At 44.6% G+C, this 15,664-nt stretch carries 23 protein-coding genes; 10 read left to right on the top strand and 13 right to left on the bottom strand.

The genetic code is table 11. The features are described 5' to 3' along the window. The first annotated feature begins 54 nt into the window (after positions 1-54). The 5 genes from VX730_01025 to VX730_01005 are packed head-to-tail and all read left to right on the top strand — an operon-like array spanning position 55 to position 3,937. Positions 55-1,323 carry a M48 family metalloprotease gene (locus VX730_01025; protein MEC9290963.1) on the top strand — a complete coding sequence of 423 codons (1,269 nt, stop codon included), beginning with the start codon at positions 55-57 and terminating at the stop codon, positions 1,321-1,323. Between the two features lie 6 nt (positions 1,324-1,329). Further along, on the top strand, positions 1,330-1,584 hold the full coding sequence (locus VX730_01020; protein ID MEC9290962.1) for a hypothetical protein: 255 nt from the start codon (positions 1,330-1,332) through the stop codon (positions 1,582-1,584). 5 nt (positions 1,585-1,589) lie between these two features. After that, positions 1,590-2,045 carry an acetyl-CoA carboxylase biotin carboxyl carrier protein gene (accB, locus tag VX730_01015; protein ID MEC9290961.1) on the top strand — a complete coding sequence of 152 codons (456 nt, stop codon included), beginning with the start codon at positions 1,590-1,592 and terminating at the stop codon, positions 2,043-2,045. Between the two features lie 17 nt (positions 2,046-2,062). Continuing rightward, the gene (accC, locus tag VX730_01010; GenBank protein ID MEC9290960.1) at positions 2,063-3,403 is read left to right on the top strand and encodes an acetyl-CoA carboxylase biotin carboxylase subunit; all 1,341 of its coding nucleotides are present in this window, start codon (positions 2,063-2,065) and stop codon (positions 3,401-3,403) included. Between the two features lie 6 nt (positions 3,404-3,409). Next, positions 3,410-3,937: a phosphoribosyltransferase family protein gene (locus VX730_01005; GenBank protein ID MEC9290959.1), complete on the top strand. Its 528-nt coding sequence runs from the start codon at positions 3,410-3,412 to the stop codon at positions 3,935-3,937. A gap of 56 nt (positions 3,938-3,993) precedes the next feature. On the opposite strand, the gene VX730_01000 is transcribed toward VX730_01005, so the two are convergent. The 8 genes from VX730_01000 to VX730_00965 all read right to left on the bottom strand — a co-directional run bounded on the left by VX730_01000 (position 3,994) and on the right by VX730_00965 (position 8,514). After that, on the bottom strand, positions 3,994-4,677 hold the full coding sequence (locus tag VX730_01000; GenBank protein ID MEC9290958.1) for a hypothetical protein: 684 nt from the start codon (positions 4,675-4,677) through the stop codon (positions 3,994-3,996). Beyond that, positions 4,674-5,195, bottom strand: a complete 522-nt coding sequence (locus tag VX730_00995; GenBank protein MEC9290957.1) for a DUF2155 domain-containing protein — start codon at positions 5,193-5,195, stop codon at positions 4,674-4,676. The genes VX730_01000 and VX730_00995 overlap by 4 nt, the downstream gene beginning before the upstream one ends. 70 nt (positions 5,196-5,265) lie before the next feature. Continuing rightward, positions 5,266-5,667, bottom strand: coding sequence for a MerR family transcriptional regulator (locus tag VX730_00990; protein ID MEC9290956.1), 402 nt, complete (start codon positions 5,665-5,667; stop codon positions 5,266-5,268). Next, a complete protein-coding gene (locus VX730_00985) occupies positions 5,664-5,960 on the bottom strand; it encodes an integration host factor subunit alpha (GenBank protein ID MEC9290955.1) in 297 nt (98 codons plus the stop codon). Before VX730_00985 ends, VX730_00990 begins: the two co-directional genes overlap by 4 nt. A 150-nt stretch (positions 5,961-6,110) precedes the next feature. Beyond that, positions 6,111-7,058 carry a beta-ketoacyl-ACP synthase III gene (locus VX730_00980; protein ID MEC9290954.1) on the bottom strand — a complete coding sequence of 316 codons (948 nt, stop codon included), beginning with the start codon at positions 7,056-7,058 and terminating at the stop codon, positions 6,111-6,113. Between the two features lie 89 nt (positions 7,059-7,147). Continuing rightward, the gene (gene rpmF, locus VX730_00975) at positions 7,148-7,339 is read right to left on the bottom strand and encodes a 50S ribosomal protein L32 (protein ID MEC9290953.1); all 192 of its coding nucleotides are present in this window, start codon (positions 7,337-7,339) and stop codon (positions 7,148-7,150) included. A 93-nt stretch (positions 7,340-7,432) separates the two neighbouring features. Further along, on the bottom strand, positions 7,433-7,984 hold the full coding sequence (locus VX730_00970) for a YceD family protein (GenBank protein MEC9290952.1): 552 nt from the start codon (positions 7,982-7,984) through the stop codon (positions 7,433-7,435). Beyond that, positions 7,981-8,514 carry a ubiquinol-cytochrome C chaperone family protein gene (locus VX730_00965; GenBank protein ID MEC9290951.1) on the bottom strand — a complete coding sequence of 178 codons (534 nt, stop codon included), beginning with the start codon at positions 8,512-8,514 and terminating at the stop codon, positions 7,981-7,983. Before VX730_00965 ends, VX730_00970 begins: the two co-directional genes overlap by 4 nt. A 102-nt stretch (positions 8,515-8,616) precedes the next feature. Here VX730_00965 and bamE point away from each other — a divergent pair, with 102 nt between their 5' ends. From bamE to VX730_00945, 4 genes are read left to right on the top strand one after another with little or no spacing between them, the layout of a single operon-like run. Beyond that, the gene (gene bamE / locus VX730_00960; GenBank protein ID MEC9290950.1) at positions 8,617-9,051 is read left to right on the top strand and encodes an outer membrane protein assembly factor BamE; all 435 of its coding nucleotides are present in this window, start codon (positions 8,617-8,619) and stop codon (positions 9,049-9,051) included. Between the two features lie 3 nt (positions 9,052-9,054). After that, positions 9,055-9,657 (top strand): hypothetical protein, encoded by a 603-nt coding sequence (locus VX730_00955; GenBank protein ID MEC9290949.1) that lies wholly within the window; start codon positions 9,055-9,057, stop codon positions 9,655-9,657. An 18-nt stretch (positions 9,658-9,675) separates the two neighbouring features. Further along, on the top strand, positions 9,676-10,338 hold the full coding sequence (locus VX730_00950; GenBank protein MEC9290948.1) for a hypothetical protein: 663 nt from the start codon (positions 9,676-9,678) through the stop codon (positions 10,336-10,338). A 14-nt stretch (positions 10,339-10,352) separates the two neighbouring features. Continuing rightward, positions 10,353-10,955: a hypothetical protein gene (locus VX730_00945; protein ID MEC9290947.1), complete on the top strand. Its 603-nt coding sequence runs from the start codon at positions 10,353-10,355 to the stop codon at positions 10,953-10,955. A 57-nt stretch (positions 10,956-11,012) separates the two neighbouring features. Here the strand turns inward: VX730_00945 and nusB are convergent, their stop codons facing one another. The 5 genes from nusB to VX730_00920 all read right to left on the bottom strand — a co-directional run bounded on the left by nusB (position 11,013) and on the right by VX730_00920 (position 14,925). Further along, positions 11,013-11,564, bottom strand: coding sequence for a transcription antitermination factor NusB (gene nusB / locus VX730_00940; GenBank protein MEC9290946.1), 552 nt, complete (start codon positions 11,562-11,564; stop codon positions 11,013-11,015). Beyond that, positions 11,554-12,000: a transcriptional regulator NrdR gene (gene nrdR / locus VX730_00935; GenBank protein MEC9290945.1), complete on the bottom strand. Its 447-nt coding sequence runs from the start codon at positions 11,998-12,000 to the stop codon at positions 11,554-11,556. Before nrdR ends, nusB begins: the two co-directional genes overlap by 11 nt. Positions 12,001-12,175: 175 nt before the next feature. After that, a complete protein-coding gene (gene glyA, locus VX730_00930) occupies positions 12,176-13,450 on the bottom strand; it encodes a serine hydroxymethyltransferase (protein MEC9290944.1) in 1,275 nt (424 codons plus the stop codon). Positions 13,451-13,452: 2 nt separating this feature from the next. Continuing rightward, positions 13,453-13,896: an RpiB/LacA/LacB family sugar-phosphate isomerase gene (locus tag VX730_00925; GenBank protein MEC9290943.1), complete on the bottom strand. Its 444-nt coding sequence runs from the start codon at positions 13,894-13,896 to the stop codon at positions 13,453-13,455. A gap of 102 nt (positions 13,897-13,998) precedes the next feature. Next, the gene (locus tag VX730_00920; GenBank protein ID MEC9290942.1) at positions 13,999-14,925 is read right to left on the bottom strand and encodes a hypothetical protein; all 927 of its coding nucleotides are present in this window, start codon (positions 14,923-14,925) and stop codon (positions 13,999-14,001) included. Positions 14,926-15,131: 206 nt separating this feature from the next. Between VX730_00920 and VX730_00915 the strand changes: the two genes are divergently transcribed. Then, entirely contained in the window at positions 15,132-15,662 is a 531-nt protein-coding gene (locus tag VX730_00915; protein ID MEC9290941.1) for a hypothetical protein, read from the top strand. Positions 15,663-15,664 lie beyond the last annotated feature (2 nt).

Genomic DNA, 15,664 nt, shown 5'->3' with positions numbered 1-15,664 from the left:
ATTTATCCTATGAGAGCTAACTTCCTCACTAAATTGGCACTAGGACTCATCTTTATGAGTCCTTCTGCTTTTTCTGTAAACGTACCAGAGCGTTTATGGGATAGTGAGATTGATAGTTATCTCACCGAACTTGCCCTCCCCTTATGGCAGAGTGCTGGCTTTGAAAAAAAACCTCAATTTGACCTAATTTTAAGCCCAGATGTAAACGCCTATGTAACAAGTGACCGTACCATTCATATTTATAGCGGCCTTATTATGAACGCTGAATCTGATGCAGAAGTGCAAGGCGTTCTCGCTCACGAAATTGGCCACCTTATGGGTCGTCACCACATTCGTATTGCAACAACAGCTCAAGATGCCCGTGTACCAACTTTAATTGGTAGCGTCATTGGTGTAGGTGCTGCTCTTGCTGGCGCTCCTCAAGCAGGCGTTGCCATTGCCGCAGGCTCACAAGCTGCTGGCATCAGCAATATTCTCTCTTACTCTCGCACACAAGAACGTGAAGCAGACCAACTTGGCCTCACTCTTCTGAGAAAAAACGAGCTGCCTGTTGCCCCACTCCTCAACTTCCTTGACGGTATGCGCGGCAACCAATTGCTTTACTCACAAGTTGTACCTGCTTACCTTACAACGCACCCTGCCCTATCAGAACGCGTCACTCTACTAAGGCAAAACCTTTCAGAAGCAGACAGAAAAAAAAGCAGCGTTCAAACTCAAGATTTTAAGTTTGTGAAAGCAAAACTTACTGTTTTCCAGAATGGCCCATCTAGTGCACTCAGAACCTTAAAAGGCTCTGAAGCGCATGTTCTTTACGGTCGTGCATGGGCATACATGTTGCAAGGAAAAGAGCAGGAAACCCTTGCCTTGATTGAAAAACTCAAAAACACAACTGAGCCCCATCTCTTTCTCAAAGACCTAGAAGCACAGCTTGCCCTTATGCAAGGCCGCTACAATGACGCTGCCGATAAAATGCTTGCTGTCCTGAAAGAAGAGCCAGAACTTCCGGTGACATGGTTAGAAATTGCTGATATTTACTTAAAATCAGACCAGCCAACAAAGGCTCTACCCTATATTGAAAAACTGTCTCACCGCTGGCCGCAAACACCATTTATTCTTGGCCTTTACGGTCAAGCTTACGGTAAGCAAGGCAAACTTGCTAAAAGCCACAGGTACCTTGCAGAAGAGCAGTTGATTCGCGGTAACTACAAGCAAGGTTTGCAACACGTAGCTTACGCAAAAACGCAGCAACCTACGGAAAAACTTGCATCCGAGCTGAAGGAATTAGAAAATACACTCAACGAACTAAAAAAAGAGGCGAAATAAGCGGTTATGCCAAGAGGACGTCGTAAAAAAGTTGTTCAAGAAGAACCTGTTATTCCACAGTCTAAATACCCAGACCTAACAGGCGCTATTGAGAAGCTTAACACCGAAAAACCATTAGCAGATGGTGAAACGAGCGAAATTATTGAAAAATGGTGTAAAAGCTTGATGGACATTGAAGCCGAAATGAGGCATCTTGAGCGAATTGAGAAATTGAGTACAGCGCTAAAGAACGTAAACTCAGTTGAGACACAAGGAGAGTAAAGAGAATGACTGCTAAAAAACCAACGTTTGATTTTGATTATCTGCGCGAGCTAACAGACCTGATGAAAGAAACAGGCCTCAGCGAAGTAGAGATGACAGTTGATAGTTCAACAGTGCGTCTACAACTTGGCGGCACGCAAACAGTTGCACCACAAGTTATTCCTGCACCAATTGCAGCGCCTGCCGCTGTAACAGAAGCCGCTGCTGCAGAAGAACCAAAGCTTTCTGGTAAGGTACAAAAAGCACCAATGGTTGGTACGTTCTACCGTGCCCCTTCTCCAGAGAAGCCTGCATTTGTAAACATTGGCGACACAGTAAAAGCTGGCCAGCCTCTTTGCATCATCGAAGCGATGAAAACGATGAACCAAATCGAAGCAGAACACGATGGCGTTGTGAAGGACATCCTTCTTGAAAACGCATCGCCTGTTGAGTTTGGCGAACCTCTATTTGTTATTTCATAAAACGTAAGAGTTCTCTCATGTTTAAAAAAGTCTTAATTGCTAACCGCGGTGAAATTGCAGTCCGCGTTCATAGATCATGCCGTGAAATGGGCATCTCAACAGTTGCCGTACATAGTGAAGCTGACGCTGATGCTCTTCACGTTAAGATGGCGAATGAAACTGTTTGTATTGGCCCAGCACCAGCAACAGACTCATACCTCAACATGACAGCCATTCTCTCTGCTGCAGAGGTGACAGATGCAGAAGCTATTCACCCTGGTTACGGGTTCCTTTCAGAAAACTCTAAGTTTGCAGAAATGTGTGAAGACCTAGGCTTTGCCTTTATTGGCCCTAAAGCTGAGCATATCGATCTAATGGGTGATAAAACAAGTGCCATTGCTTACGCTAAGGAACTTGGCCTTCCAACAGTACCAGGCTCTGATGGCGTTCTACGTGATGAAAAGCACGCTGAAGAAACAGCTGAGCGTATTGGCTACCCAGTTCTTATTAAAGCCTCATCTGGTGGCGGTGGCCGTGGTATGAAAGTGATCCACGAAAAGAGCGAACTGGTAAACAACTACAACATGGCCATGACCGAAGCAAAGGCTGCTTTTGGTGATGACCGTGTGTATATGGAAAAATACCTCATTACCCCTCGTCACATTGAAGTACAAGTTATGTGCGACAAACACGGCGGTGTTTGGGTGCTCGGCGAGCGTGACTGCTCTATGCAGCGTCGCTACCAAAAAGTTATTGAAGAAACACCTAGCCCTGCCCTAACAGACGTACAGCGCAAAAAGCTATTTGAACTCTGTGAAGACGTATGCCGTAAAATGAAATACGTTGGCGCAGGTACATTTGAGTTCCTATACGAAAATGGTGAGTTCTACTTTATTGAAATGAATACAAGACTACAAGTAGAGCACCCAGTAACTGAAATGGTAACAGGCCTTGACCTTGTGAGCTGGCAAATTAAAGTTGCTGCCGGTGAAAAGCTTCCTCAAGTAGATGGTGGTTACAGCCCACGCGGACACAGCATTGAGTGCCGCATTAACGCAGAACACTCTGAAACATTCCGCCCTAGCCCAGGTAAAGTGACAGAATACTTTACACCTGGTGGCCCAAATGTACGTGTAGATAGCAGCCTGTATGCTGACTGCGTGGTTCAACCTTACTATGACTCAATGGTTGCAAAGCTAATTGTGCATGGAAAAGATAGAACAGACGCCGTGGCACGCATGAAAAGATCACTCGAAGAATTCATCGTTGGCGGGATTGACACAAACCTTGACCTACATAAGCGATTGATTGCAAATAATGCTTTCTTGTCAGGTGATTATAATATACATTCATTACAGAAAATGATCGATGGAGAATAAGAAGTCATGATGACCAGCCTTTACAGTGCAAGCGCAATTGATGAACGCGTGAAGGACATTGCAGAAGACATTAACAAAGAATTTGCAGGCCAAGACAGCATTCATGCAGTGGTAACACTAAACGGTGCTTTTGTATTTGCAGCTGACCTCATCAGACACCTTAAAGTTCCTCTTGTGATGCACTTCGCTGGTGCAACAAGCTACTTCGGCACAAACCAAAAAGACCTCCGTATTAACGCAGACGCACTTCCACCTTCTTTTGGTGGTAAGCCTGTTCTTCTTATTGAAGATATCGTAGATAGTGGTAACACAATCGCCATGCTTCGCCAGATTATGGCTGACCGTAGCGCTGGTACCATCCGCGTTGCGACACTGCTGAAGCGTCAAGGCAGCAGCGGCGTTGCTGACTTCTACGGCTTTACAGTTCCAGAAGGTCTATTTGTGATTGGTTACGGTATGGATATTGATGGCCGTTACCGTGAACTTCCAGAGATTCAGACTCTTGGTACAGCAACATCTTCTGGCGCTTGCTAAGAAACGATAGATTCAAAAAAACGCTGCATGAGCAGCGTTTTTTTATTTAGAAAGACTTACTTCTGCCCGACAGGCTTTGTCTTCGCTTCTACCATTGGAATTTTTTCCGCTGGATTAATCAAGAAATCTGTTTGCCATGCAAAATCGTTTAAAGGACCAAAGCCACGCATTGGAATACGAATCCAGTCCAGTGTATCTGCAATCTTCTGAGCATCAGCTTCAAACCAGTCCGCATTATCAAACACAACCAATTTGGCACCATGTGCTTTCACCTGCTCAATGACAGCTTCTGCACATTCAGGACGCTTAATCGCATCAATCACAATCACATCAAAGCGCTGCTTTTGTTCTGCTAGTGTTTCAACATATGCCGCCTCTTCTGCATGAATGAGGTTCACAGATTCTGGCAGCACTTCATCTTTACATTTTTTAAACCAGTGCGTATTATGCTCAACAGCTGTCACAGCCTTTGCCCGTTCTGCATAATAAAGTGTTGAGTAACCAGAGCCGTACTCGAACACCGAACATTCAGAGAGATCTAAACGCGCTAAATAATCCAGTGCAGGGAACGTGTACCATGGGCAAATTTCACCGTTTGCATCTAGGCAAGTGCCCTTCATAAGGCCTTTGTAATGGCTATATCCTGAAGCAAGGTTTTTAAATGCTTTCAATTGCTTGCGCTGTGCATTTAACACATTAAACAAACCTGAAGGCATTACGCTTTTAATTTGTTCTTTCATGAAACCACCTCACAAGACAGGAGGCTAATATCGTAGTTTGGATGCTCAGGCGCATGGAAGCCCGGTGCATCTGCATAAGTCCATCCACTAAAGAAATGCGCGCCATCTGCGTCAACAATATCAAGGAAAGCGCGGTCCTTCATAATACGACCAACAGATGTTTTCTCGTACGCGCGCTTACAACCGCGCAGGTAAAATGTGATGCCATGCTTTTCAACAGGTCGACCTACCGGCAAAAAGAAAGGCTCAGAGGTATCCATAACCTTCTCAATCAAACGGACACGTGCAGCCATGAGTTCACCATGCGGACGAGGGAGCGATGCAAAGTCTGGCATCTCTTTTTTCACCTGTGGCACAAGTTTTTGTACAGCGCGCGTTGTTGAAGGCTCTACCACCTCTTCCACTGTCACCTGTGGGCGAACCACTGACGATTCATATGTGCTTTCAGGCTCAAGTGAGCGCTCCGAAGCGGCTTTAATGTCATCCATCAAGGCACCAAGAGGGTCTGCACCCTCCATAAAGTCACCTTGTGCCCATAAAGAGACGAAGGGGCTCAAAGCCCCTACAGTCAAAATTATTTTAAAAGTATTACGCATGAAGTGCGTCTCGCATATCCTTTAGCTCAGCCAGCACATCACGTAGCGTGTTCTCCATATCTGTGCGCGCACCACGCTCTTCAGATACTACAGATGCCGTTCCGCCCTTTTCAAAGAACGTCTGAAGGCCTTTAATTGTGTAGCCTTCATCATGCAGCATTGTTTTAATTTTAAAGAGAACAGCCATTGTGTCTTGATCGTAGTAACGACGACCGCCACCACGTTTCATAGGCTGAATTTGAGTGAACTTAGATTCCCAGAATCTTAAAACGTGTGTTGCAACACCAAGTTCCTTGGCTGCTTCACTAATTGTTCTATACGCCTTACGAGACTTTTCAGAAGAGGCTGAATCAGCAGCCTCTCCGAAAAGGTTCAAAGGCGTTTTATCAATCATTTACGTGTTCCGTTTACACGGTCTTTAAGAACGTGAGAAGACTTAAACACAACAACTTTACGTGCTGTAATCGGAACTTCCTCACCAGTCTTAGGGTTACGGCCAATACGCTCGTTCTTGCTACGTAGTGAGAAGTTTCCGAATGAAGAAAGCTTAACAGTCTCCCCTTTTTCAAGAGTTGTAAGTACCTCTTCCATCACATCTTCAACCATTTGAGCTGCTTGCTTACGAGACAAGCCAAGTTCTTGGTAGACAGCTTCAGAAAGATCCGCACGAGTCACTGTTTGAGACATATGTTTTTTCCATTCTTCTTTTAATGAATTAATTTTATTGTAAAACTTTTCTGTTGAAAAGTAAATTCTCAGCTTTTCAAGGCTCAGTCAAGCTTTCGGGATAAAATTTTTCGCAAAAAACATCTTGACAGCAACAAGCTCAACCATAGGTTACCAGCGGAAAAGCGCCCCACCCCACGTAAAACCAGCACCAAATGCAGCACTCAAAATAAGGTCACCATTCTTAAAGAGACCTTTCTCATTGCTCGTATGTAAAGCCAATGGAATTGAGGCCGCCGACGTATTTGCGTGCGTTGCAATCGTTGAAATCATCTTCTCTGTAGGCAGGCTCATTTGCTTACCAATTGCGTCAATAATACGCTGGTTGGCTTGGTGCGCGACAACAAAACTCACCTCACTTGTATCATAGTGATTACGACTTAAAAGCGTATCGCAACTGTTCTGCATTTCACGTACCGCATGCTTAAAGACTTCACGGCCGTTCATTTCAGCACCATCTACGTTATTCCCGTAAAGAAGCTCTTTATCTGTTCCTGTGCCACCAATATGGAAATCAATAAAACCGCGTGAATCTTTCGCACTTCCAGCTTGGCGCTCAAGGATCACAGCACCGGCCCCATCACCAAAGAGCACACATGTACCGCGGTTTTCCCAGTTGATGTAGCTGCTCAGTGTTTCTGCACCAATCACAAGTACTTTGTTCCACTTCTGATGAAGCGCCCAGCGCTCTGCCGTAAAGGCTGTGTAGATGAACCCACCACAAGCTGCCGCAATATCCATACCTGGGCCGTGGATACCTAACTCAGTCTGCACATGAGATGCCACAGATGGGAAACCATTGTTTGGTGCACATGTTGCCACAAATACCGCGTCAATATCAGCGCCTGTAAGGCCTGCATTCTTAAGCACATCTCTTGCAGCGCCAACTGCAATATCCTTCACAGTTTCATTCTCACCGACTAGATGACGGCTATGGATACCCGTACGCTCCACAATCCACTGATGCGACGTATCGACAAACTCAGCGATCTGATCGTTTGTTAGTGTTTTTTCTGGGAGGCATGCGCCTGTTGCAATAATTCTTACAGATTCAGTCATAAGACTCACTTTTCATTACTTGTTAGAAATGTACTATGCAGAAAGAAAAATGAGGCGTCAAGACGCCTCATTTTTTGAAATCGCTAAACTTACAGAACTACGTCTGATTTAGTTTTGATCACTTTTTTACCTTTGTAGTAACCAGTCTCAAGGCAAATGTGGTGAGGACGCTTAAGGGCACCAGTATCCGGGCACTCTTGGTAAGTTGTACCTTTCAAAGCATCCTGTGAGCGACGCATGCCACGACGAGATTGCGAAATTTTCTTCTTTGGAACTGCCATTTTAATTGTCCTTCATTTGGGCCGGAATTCCGGCAAAAATCTATTTAAGTCCTGCTTATATACGATAGCGGGGCCTATTTTGCAAGTGTTTATTTAAGAATTTTCACCATTTTTCGTCTTAAGCTGTTCTAAAACTTGAAAAGGATTCGTTTTACCTTCCTTTTCTGCAAGCTCTTCAGGACTTAACGGATCTGCATAAACGGTATTGCCTTCACTGCGTTGTACATCAGGATGCACTGCAAACTCATCAATGCTCAAAAGTACTTGCTGGCTTACAAACTCACCCACATCAAAGGTATCAGTCAGAACATCATCGACTTTTTCACCTTCAGCAGCTACATCAATGGCCATGGCATCTTTCACCTCAACAGTTTCAGCTCTTTTAAAAGGCTTCCCTGTTACTGAGCACAAATATTTCATCTTCAACTTAATAGTGCCCTGCACATCAACATGGCTAGAACTCTTTTTCATATCAAGGTCAGCTTTTAGACCTTGTACCATGGCATTCTCAATACGTTTGTTCAATGCCTGAATAGAAGCCTCATCCGCCTCACCTTCAACGTGATACAAACCACTTTTAAGACCTTCAATATCGATATCAAAAGCAAGAGGGTTCTTTGAAAAAGTTGCTCTGTAATCCTTCATGATGCCATTTTTTCCTGTTTGATATATCCAGCAGCCCAGTCACGTGCAGATGTCATTCCTGACCATTCTTTCACCCAAGCCTGCATTGTTTCAGAAACTTCTTTTGACTTCTCCGCCTCATAGCCTGCGTTTTTTGTTACAGATTCAGTCAGCGCCTCAATATCACCCGCTGTTAACAGCTCTGTATAACGGTTTAAACGACCAGCAAATGCAGCAGCATATTTCTTCATACGGTGGCTCATCGCAATATCACCCACGCCCTGCTCTCTTAGCGCCATGTCAAAGCGGTCAAACAGCTTATCATGCACAGCTTGGCAGAGGCCTGCTTGCTCTTTAAAAGCAGTCATAAAGCTAATCGCAACAAAGGAAATCGCCTCAAAACGGGCCTGATGGCGCTGTTTATCAGAAAATTCTTCACTATACGCCCAAGGGAAAGTTTTCCCAGAAAGCGTTAAGATACCATTACAGACAAAATCAGCCTCAGCGGCGTATTTTCTAACCTTCAAACGTCTAAAATAGGTAAGAACCATGCGTTTTTCCTTTTTCTTGTGCTTGTAGCACTGCTTATGAATTGTCTTTTCCTGAAAGGGGAGGTAAACTCACCCCAAGCAAGTAACAAGGAATAATGGATAATGCTCCTCAAAAACACAAGCACTTTTGCAGTTTTTCTCAGCCTGATTCTCGTGTCAGGTTGCACAACAACGAAACATACTCACGGACAAATTCTAACGCAGGAACGCATAAGTTATTTGAAGGAAGGCGTTCATAGAAAAGATGATGTGCTCCAATTACTCGGAAGCCCATCAACCGTTGATCCATTTGACAAGAATACTTGGATCTACACATCGAGCGCAAGATTAGAGGGAGCATTTAAAAAGAACCAAATGCTAGACAGACAAACACTTAAGCTTACATTTACCGAAGACGGTACGCTTAAGAACGTCGTAGAACGTACTTTAGAAGATACACGTGAGCTAACGCCAAACAGTGAAATTACTGAAACTCAAGGTCAATCTCTAGGCCTTATTGAGCAGCTCAGCAATACTGTTGGCCTAGGAAACCTATAAACCATGTTCAAACGTTTTAACCAAAAAGGTGCCATGTTTGGTATTGATACAAGGCTCAGCCTTGGGATTATGGCAGCTATTAGTGTTATTGCAGGTTATTACAGCATTGGCCGTATTCAAGTTGCAAGAGACGGCGCCCTACTCCGAGAACTCAATAACTACGAAGAAGCGTTCCTCTCTTACCAAGCTGATATGGGTACATTTATTATGTTCACTTTAAATGGCGGTTCTGATGGCACACGTGATGTAACGGCTCTTTGGGATCAATCAGAAGTCGCTCCTGGGTTCAGAAAACGCTGGGGTGGCCCTTACTACAAATACAGAGATTACACGAACGAACACGTAAGCTATGGCGAATTTTCTATGACTTACGGCCAATCAGATAGCAGTATGAGCGCTTGCACAAGCTCAACAGAATGTCACGCATGGTTGACCCTTACAGATGTACCTTTAGGTGTATGGCTCATGATAAATGAAGCTGTAGATGAATCGTTTGGAACAGCCCCTGAAGGCACACCTCATGAAGAAGGAAAAGTCCGTGCTGATAGCTCTAGCTCAGACCCTGTTACTCTATACTACCGTGTACTTGAGCGCCCCAACAACTAAAAACACCAGGAGATAGAGATGAAAGCCTTAACCAAACTTTTCTTAAGCCAAAAAGGCGCCATGTTTGGAATGGATGGGCGTATCTCCCTTGTTATTTTTGCTTCTCTCAGCGTTATTGCAGGAGCAAGTATTATCTTTAATAGAATTGATGCACAAGCAACTGTTCTTCATGGTGAGCTCAAAGCTTTGCATGAAGCCATTAAAGTTATGCAAAGTGATTTTGAAAACGATCTGTATGCTTCACTTGATAGCCTTGCAGCCAGACACCAAAACGCTGTAGACGTGCTCTTTGATGATACCGAGCTGAGCGCTGCCTATCAAAATGATTGGCACGGCCCATATATTGATGAGTTTATCCAGCCTGGCGCACGCCTTTACAGATCACAAAACAATGTTGCAGGCGTAACATTTACAAATATTATGAAACATGCAAATGGAACAGGCGTCAACAATGCAGTAGTGTGTAGCAATGCAGCTCCTTGCTATTACTGGGTACGTATCAGCAATCTCCCAGAAAGGCTCCTTGAAATTTTAAATGAAAAAATTGATGGAACTGCGGAAACAACCCCAGAAGATGAAGGCCGTTTACAGTGGAACGACTCAGGAACTGCTGGCGTTGTAAACTTGTGGTACCTCACTGAGCGTGCACTTGATAATAATAACGGCTCTGTTGGCTTATAAGAAAGATCCTTTTCATGTCTTTACACAAAATACTCTTCCAGCAAAAAGGTGCCATGTTTGGCCTAGACGCCAGAATTGCCCTTGCCATTATGGGTGCAATATCAGTACTTGCTGGTAGTTACTACTTTTCAAGTAATTTTACTGCGCGCGCAAGAGCTATGAGTGAAGAGTTAAGACAATATGGCCTTGCCATTGATGGTTACCAATACGACCTAAAAGAAGACCTTTCAAGCACAGTAACAACTCCTAATGGAGCAAATGAAGTCACAGCCCTTTTCGATGATAGTGTTATTCAAGCCTCTTTCCGCGGTCTATGGAATGGCCCTTACCTAGACCATCAAGACGCAGGAAGTTTACTCAACGCCCCAGGAGCAGTTATGACATTTGTCAAATCTCCAACAGATAGCACCTCTTCATCTTGCACTGTCATCACGTCATGCAACTACTGGATCAGACTTCAGCCTTTCTCTGAGAACACTGCTATAGAGTTAGATAGAATTTTTGATGGCGGCACTGAAGGCACACCTGAAAATGAAGGCATTCTTCGCTGGAATAACCACTCTGATGCCAACATGGTTGATCTCTGGTTTGCTGCAAGCCAAGCTTTCTCTATGTAAGAAGCAACATACTAAAAAGCGAGCCCATGGCTCGCTTTTTTAATTCCATAAGGCTATTTAAGCTTTTGCTTCTTCGCCATCAAATTCTTCTGGACGAATTTTACGCGCAGCCGTGTTCAATACAGCGGCAATAAACTTATGCTCATCTTCTTCCACGTAGCTCGCAGCAATTGTCACGTACTGCTCAAGAATCGCTTTTACAGGCGTCGCAACTTGAGAAGACAGTTCTGCAAGACCACACACAAGAATTGCTTTTTGCACGTTTCCAATACGGTCCATGCTCCAGCCTTCTGTTAGGTGAGCTGCAAGCAACGCCACGTAACGCTCAAGGTTGGCGTTTGCATCTTCAAAAAGCACGCTAAAGAGCTTCTTATCAGCATTTTGCTTCTTAATACGGAAGTTCACAAATTCACGTAGCACTTCTGCACTACTTTTCTCCATTAGGAACACTTGGAATAGAGCCTGAATGGCGCAAAGGCGTGCTTCAGTACGTGTATCCTTTGTTAAAGGCGTGTAAATTGGTGGAAACTGATCGTCTTTAGCAGACGTCTCGCCATGCACACTTCCTTCAAGTGCAGCAAGAACTGGATCCATCGTCTCATGACTCATTAAGCATAATCTTTCTAAAATCTTGTTCATTATTGAACGAGTTATACACAGAGGCATACCGCACAAAGCCAACAAAGTCCAACTCTTTTAGCTTTGGAAGCACCGCATCCCCAATATCACGGGATGTCACTTCACTTTTACCTTCTTCAATAAAGTCCTGCTCAATTTCACCCACCAGACGGTAAACTTGCTCACGGTCTACAGGGCGTTTTCTAAGAGCCATCATCAAGCTATGTACCAGCTTGTCTCTATCAAAGAGCTCACGGCGGTCATCACGCTTCACCACAATAACCTGTTGAACTTCAAAGCGCTCAAAGGTCGTAAAGCGGCGGTTACAGTCATTACACTCCCTACGACGACGAATCACTTTTCCGTCTTCAGAAGGGCGAGAATCTTTAACCTGCGTGGCCTCGCTTCCGCAAAATGGGCACTTCATTTGTTCTTATTCCGTTTTTATTCTTAAAAATTAATTCAGCGCGAAAACCTATTCATACATCATTAAAAGCAATCTTTGCTGGTTTGGGGATAAGTTTTTGCCTTTTTGGTGTCCGTAGAGTCTACTTTAAGACTTAAGCGGCGGCAAAAATGCAAAAAATTGCCCCAATAATGGTTTATGAAAGCGGTTTTCCATAAATTGGAAATCTATCACAAAGCTCTTTTACCTCAAAACGTATACGGTTTTCAAGCTCTTTATCACCATCCTCGTGTTGCTTTAATCCCCTAAGCACATCACCAATCCAGTGGCCAATCATTTCAAACTCTTTTTCCTTAAAGCCGCGCGTTGTGCCGGCTGGAGAGCCAAGACGAATACCGCTTGTCACAAACGGGCTTTCTGTATCAAATGGAATTGAGTTCTTGTTACACGTCAGGCCTGCACGCTCAAGCGCCGCTTCAGCCGCCTTCCCTGTTACACCCATTGGGCGTAAATCAACAAGAATAAGATGCGTATCTGTACCGCCAGTTACAATACGAAGCCCTTCTTTTTCAAGAACTTCTGCCATGGCCTTTGCATTTGCAACAACCTGCTTACCGTACGCTTTAAATGAAGGCTCCAACGCCTCTTTAAATGCAACAGCCTTTGCAGAGATGACATGCATAAGTGGACCACCTTGAAGACCCGGGAATACTGCACTGTTAATCTTTTTGGCAAGCTCTTCGTCATTTGTCAGCACAATACCGCCACGTGGACCGCGTAATGTTTTATGCGTTGTTGACGTTACAACATCTGCGTATGGGAACGGGCTTGGGTGCTCACCTGCAGCAACAAGGCCAGCAAAGTGTGCCATATCCACCATAAGAACAGCCCCAACCTTGTCACACACTTCACGGAAGCGCTTAAAGTCAATTGTACGAGAATAAGCACTTCCGCCAGCAATAATCACTTTTGGCTTGTGCTCAAGCGCCATTTTTTCCAGCGCGTCGTAATCAATAAGCTCATCGTCACCAAGGCCGTAGCTATGGGCATCAAACCATTTACCCGACTGGTTCACTTTTGAGCCGTGCGTCAGGTGGCCACCATGGTCCAGACGCATTCCAAGGAAGCAATCTCCCGGTTTCATCACAGCACTAAATACCGCTTGGTTGGCTTGAGAGCCGCTGTGTGGTTGCACATTGGCGTACTTACAACCAAACAGCTCCGTAATACGCTCAATTGCCAGCTTTTCAGCAACGTCCACATATTCACAGCCACCGTAGTAACGCTTATCTGGGTAGCCTTCGGCGTATTTATTCGTCATCACGCCACCTTGTGCCTGCATTACAGCAAGGGATGTCATGTTTTCTGAGGCAATCAACTCGATTTGCGAGTGTTGGCGCTCATACTCATCTTCAATTGCGCTAAAGACATCTGGGTCCACTTTACTAAGTGGGCTTGTATATAGACTCATACCTATTTCTCCCCTGTTGGTGCATCAAGTTGTTCAAGGCGCGGAATATGTCTTCCTCCCTCAAACGGCGTATTTAAAACAATATCTAACAGCGCGCAAGCTTTTGTAGATGTAATGACACGTGATCCCATGCACACCACATTGGCATTGCTATGAAGTGCGGCCATCTCAGCTGTAAAGGCATCATGAATCAGTGTACCGCGAATGCCTTTATGACGATTCACGCGCATGCTAATACCAACACCAGTGCCGCAACATGCCACACCGAGTACATTTTCATCTGCTAAAACACGCTCAACTACCTTATCAGCCGCTTCTGAATAACTAAATGCGCTCTCCCCTACAATCACTTCTGTTTCATAACCAGAAGCTTTTAGGTGCGCAGAAATATCCTGAATAAAATCAGAGGCAGCGTGGTCGCTGGCAAGGACAATCTTTTTCTTCAAAATGCTGAGGCCTTTGACTGTTATTATTTTTATCCGCCTATTAAAACATATTTTCCATAAAAAAGAGAGCCAAAAAGGCTCTCTTTAAGATGCGTTACACCTCTATACGAAAGTTTGTACGCGCGCCGCTTCTACAGCGCCCTCCGAAAGTTCTGAAGCATCGTCAGCTCCCGGCAGATCAACTTCAACTGCCGCAGCCACCTCTTCCACAGGAATCTCCTCTACAGGAATCTCTTCAGCAGCAAGGCCCGGTGCAGCTTGAACTGGAATATCCTCAGCAGCACCTTGACCTGGCAGATCCACTTCAGCTGTTTCACCGCCACCTGGCAGCGCAAACTCAAGAGCTTCAATATCAGCCTGGCCTGGTAGAGGAATTTCTTCACTGCTCGCAGAGCCCGGTAGTGCCAATGACACTTCTGACGCCTGCCCCGGAAGATTTAGTTCTACAGGTTGTGCTTCAGCACGTCCTTGACTTGGAATTTCTGGAACGTTTTGCTGACGATTCACATTTACTTCAACAGAATCACGTACATTTGCATTCTGTCTTGTTTGTGTCTGAATCGCCTCTTGTACGCTTACCCCACGGCTTTGCTGTACAATGTTTTCAATATTCTGCTCGACACGCTCCACAGTTCTTGTTTGTTGTGGCTGCTGTTGCGCGGCCTGCTGTGCACGTTCAAACTGCTTAACAGCTTGATCAATTGGTGTCGGTTTGTAAGAAACTTTTGATGTTTGCTCCATAAAGCTGGCAACTTGTTGCACGTTAGAAAGAACGTTCTTACGTACAATACCTTCAGCTTTGACTGTATCAAATGTAGCAAGCTGGCGAATAAGACCTGATTTTTCCGTTGGGGACAAACGGCGAGATTTAGCAATATTCGTCAATACACTTCCACTATCACTTGGGATAGTCCTGAGTGTAAACCCATTCTTTGCGGATGCGTTTTCAACAGGCTGATTAGCCTGCTGCTGTCTTGTGTTGCTTGCTTGTGCGCTTGCAACACTTGCGTTCTGTGTTATATCAAGCATATTCGTCTTCCTGACTTCTCTTTTCCCCATCGAGCCTACTTAGCTCTACATATATTATGGTAGCAGGTACAAGCATTGTCAACATTTGCCTGACAGGTATTTCTTTTTGTTTACAAAGCCTTCCTTCGTAAACAGTACTTTTTGCTCGTACAAAGCCCAAAAATCGGCTAAAATAGGAAAAATAAAAATAAAACAAAGCGTTAAAAATGCATCGCAGAGATTTCTATAGTTCACTTGCTAAAGTTAGCACTGACGTATTGAAAAATAACACTTTTTTTGGTGACATGGACGGTGTAGGTTACACGTTCGTTCCTGCTCAAAAGGCTGATGCGCCAACGCTTATCATCATCAATATCAATTTGCATGCCCCAATCTATACGCCGCACTTTAATTTGATCTTTATGAAAGAGTGGCCGTCAGTTGGGCATACCTTCTGGACCAAAGTTTTTGCAAGGCATGATCTCATCTCCGAAGCACACCTTCTGAGCTGGACAGTTCCTTCACGCCTCCCATCATTTGTGAAGAAAACCATTCAAGTCAGCCGTGATGCACGCAAGCTCAGCAGCCGCGTAGACCGCCCTATTCTTATGATGCAAGATGGTGGAAACATGGGCGTTACAACTCTACCTAAGCCAGAAATGCTGCCAGATGGAAGCGACATTTTTGTAGGCTTTATTAACGGGCTTAACAAATCAGACAGTCCTGCCTATACAAGAATGCAACAGTTTTTGAATTAGAA

Source organism: Pseudomonadota bacterium (genome assembly GCA_036141575.1).
GTDB lineage: Bacteria > Pseudomonadota > Alphaproteobacteria > UBA2136 > JAPKEQ01 > JAPKEQ01.
This window is presented reverse-complemented; position numbering and strand designations above follow the sequence as displayed.